We start from the raw sequence: 2,916 nt of genomic DNA, 5'->3' as shown, positions 1-2,916 counted from the left end.
GCAACGCCTCAATCAACCCCTTCAACGCCTCGGCGACGCGAAAGCACTCCTCCTTGACCCAGAGCCGCAAATCGACCGCGACCTGATCGTTGCGCGAGCGGGCGGTGTGCAGGCGGCCGGCCGCCGGACCGATCAGATCGGCAAGGCGCGCCTCGATGTTCATGTGGATGTCTTCGAGCCGCGTCGAGAACTCGAAGCTGCCCGCCTCGATCTCTCTCAGGATCGTGTTCAGCCCGTCAGCGATTTTTTCTTGATCGGCCGCCGAAATAATGCCCGTTTGCGCCAGCATCTCGCTATGGGCGATCGAGCCTTTGATGTCCTGCGCATAGAGTTTGCGGTCGAAGGAGATAGACGCGTTGATCGCTTCCATGATGGCGGCCGGACCCGAGGCAAAACGTCCGCCCCACATCTGGTTGCTGGTTTTCTTGTCGCTCATGGCTATAACCCGTGCTTCGGAGCAGTTTTGAGAAAATGGCAGACGGTAGTAGATTCTTCCCGGCCCCGCGCCTGATCCTCGCCGCCTTGGTGGCGGGCGCGCTGGCGGGCGCGGTCGCGGTATATGTCAGCGAGAGCCGGTCTGGCAACAATGCACCGGCACAAGCTGCCGTGGGTGAGAGCAAGGACGACGTGGCCTGCGCGGCCAAGAGCGACCGCGCCAAGAAGGTCGCGGCTTCGGCCACCGGTGAGGTCGCGGCACTTTTGCCGGCCGATCCGCCACAATCCCTGAAGAGCCTTGCCTTCAACGGTCCGGACGGCAAGCCGATGACGATTGCCGATCATGCCGGCAAGACGGTGCTGCTCAATCTGTGGGCGACATGGTGCGCGCCGTGCCGTGCCGAAATGCCGGCGCTTGATGCGCTGCAGAAGGAAAAGGGCAGCGACGCCTTTCAAGTGATCGCCGTCAATGTCGATGCCGGCGACGATGTGAAGCCGAAGAAGTTCCTCAGCGATACCGGCGTCGCGACGCTTGGCTATTACCGGGATTCGACGATGGCGCTGTTCAACGACCTCAAGAAGCGCGGCCTGGCGCTAGGCCTTCCTGTCACCATGCTGGTCGACGGCGAGGGCTGCCTGATCGCCCATATGAACGGCCCGGCCGAATGGTCGGGGCCGGACGCCAGGCGGCTGGTCGAGACGGCACTCAAGCCCGAGAGCCTCTAGTCTAGCGTGTGGCTAGCGCAGGTGCCGGTGCGAAGGCCAGAACGCTTCTGTCGCGCAAGGTAGCGGGTTTGCTGCCGACAGCGGGTGCGACGACATTGGTCAGATCGCCGAATTCTTCGATGAGAGCTGGCCTGCCGATATAATAGCCCTGGCCGATCTCGCAGGCTTCGGCGTCCAGGAATTTCAGTTCGCCGAGCGTCTCGACCCCCTCCGCCAGAACCGGCAGGCCGAGACCGCGTCCAAGTCCCAGGACGGCGCGCACGATCGCCGCGACCTGGCCGTTCTTGTCGACCGACTTGATGAAGGAGCCATCGATCTTGATCTTGTCGAAGGGGAAGGCGCGGAGGTTGGAGAGCGAGGAATAGCCGGTTCCAAAATCGTCCATGGCCACGCGCACGCCCAGCGCCTTGACCTGCCGCAAGGTGGCCAGCGCCCGCGGCATGTCCTTGACAAGCGCCGTCTCGGTGATCTCAAGCTCGAGCCTGCCGGGCGCCAGGCCGGAATTCAGCAATGTTTCGTGGACCTTGCGGCTGAAATTCGTGTTGTGGAGCTGCACCGCCGAAACGTTGACGGCCACTGTCAGCGGATTTTCCCAGCGGGCGGCTTCCTCGCAGGCAGCCGTCAGCACCCATTCGCCAATCTGGCCAATGGCGCCGCTGTCTTCGGCCACCGGGATGAATATGGCCGGCGACACGTCGCCGCGCGTCGGATGCCGCCAGCGGACCAACGCTTCGAAGCCGACCATCTTTCCGCTGCTGATCTCTTTCTGCGGCTGGTAGACGAGATAGAACTCCTGGCGTGCGACCGCCTGGCGCAGTTCGTGCTCCATGACGCGCTTGTCGCGGGCCTCGGCCCCCATCGATGCTTCGAAATAACGGTAAGTGTCCTTGCCTTCGGTCTTGGCCCGGTAGAGTGCCGTATCGGCGTGGCTTATCAGGCTGGCCTGGTTTTCGGCATCCGACGGATACACCGCAATGCCGATGCTTGCCGACACAAGGCCGCCGCCGACCGAGAGCCGGTTTTCCTCGCGCATGGCGGTCAGCACCGCGTTGGCGATACGGCCCGCCTCCAACGGGTCGGCCAGGTTCGGCGCGATGATGGCGAACTCATCGCCGCCCAGCCGCGCCACCATCTGCCCTGGACGAAGGATACCGGTCGCGCACTGCGCAACCTTCTGCAGCATGGCGTCGCCCGCGCCGTGCCCATACAGGTCGTTGACCTCCTTGAACCGGTCGAGATCAAGCAGCAGAAGCGCAAGCTGGCCGCCTTTCCTGGTCCGGCCCATCGCAGCGATTTCCGTCTCCAGCCGGCCGGAAAAGCTGCGGCGATTGGCCAGTCCGGTCAAGGGATCGAAATGGGCAAGCCGCAGGATCTCCTGTTCCGCCTTCTTGCGCTCGCGAATATCGCGGACCGCGACCACGTTGTGCGGTTTGCCACAGTAGTCGATGCTCCTGGCGATCAGCTCGACAGGAATGCTCGTGCCATCGCGACCGCTCAATTCGGCCTCCTGCGGCTGTTCGCCGAAGCCCGACATATCGGATCCGAAGAGATCGCCAAGCTGCATTCCGTTCAGCGTCGCTGTTGCGATGCCCGTCAGTGCCGCAATGCTGTCATTGGCACTGATGATGCGGTTGCCGTCGCAGACGATCAGCCCCTCCACGGCGGCATTGGCCAGGCCGTGCATGCGGTCGACCTCGAGCTTCTGGCGACGGAAGCGCAAATCGATCCACAGCGCCGATGCCGACAGAACCAGGA

Annotated in this window: 3 protein-coding genes; 1 reads left to right on the top strand and 2 read right to left on the bottom strand. The window is 63.4% G+C overall.

Annotated features, from left to right (window positions below; genetic code table 11):
• The coding region (locus tag EN991_RS30445; RefSeq protein WP_245461117.1) for a lyase family protein at nucleotides 1-436 on the bottom strand (436 nt) is incomplete at its 3' end.
• Nucleotides 437-471: 35 nt separating this feature from the next.
• Here EN991_RS30445 and EN991_RS30440 point away from each other — a divergent pair.
• A complete protein-coding gene (locus EN991_RS30440; RefSeq protein WP_063169085.1) occupies nucleotides 472-1,161 on the top strand; it encodes a TlpA disulfide reductase family protein in 690 nt (229 codons plus the stop codon).
• Nucleotide 1,162: 1 nt separating this feature from the next.
• Here the strand turns inward: EN991_RS30440 and EN991_RS30435 are convergent.
• A partial coding sequence (locus EN991_RS30435) for an EAL domain-containing protein (RefSeq protein ID WP_127370134.1) occupies nucleotides 1,163-2,916 on the bottom strand: 1,754 nt, incomplete at its 5' end.

Source organism: Mesorhizobium sp. M7A.F.Ca.US.005.03.2.1, assembly GCF_003997795.1.
GTDB classification, from domain to species: Bacteria; Pseudomonadota; Alphaproteobacteria; order Rhizobiales; family Rhizobiaceae; genus Mesorhizobium; species Mesorhizobium ciceri.
Note: the sequence above shows the minus strand (reverse complement) of the source record. Positions and strands in the feature narration are given on the sequence as shown.

Bases quoted from the DNA above. Each gene is read 5' to 3' on its own strand.
- EN991_RS30440 (WP_063169085.1), top strand. From the start codon at position 472: ATGGCAGACGGTAGTAGATTCTTCCCGGCCCCGCGCCTGATCCTCGCC.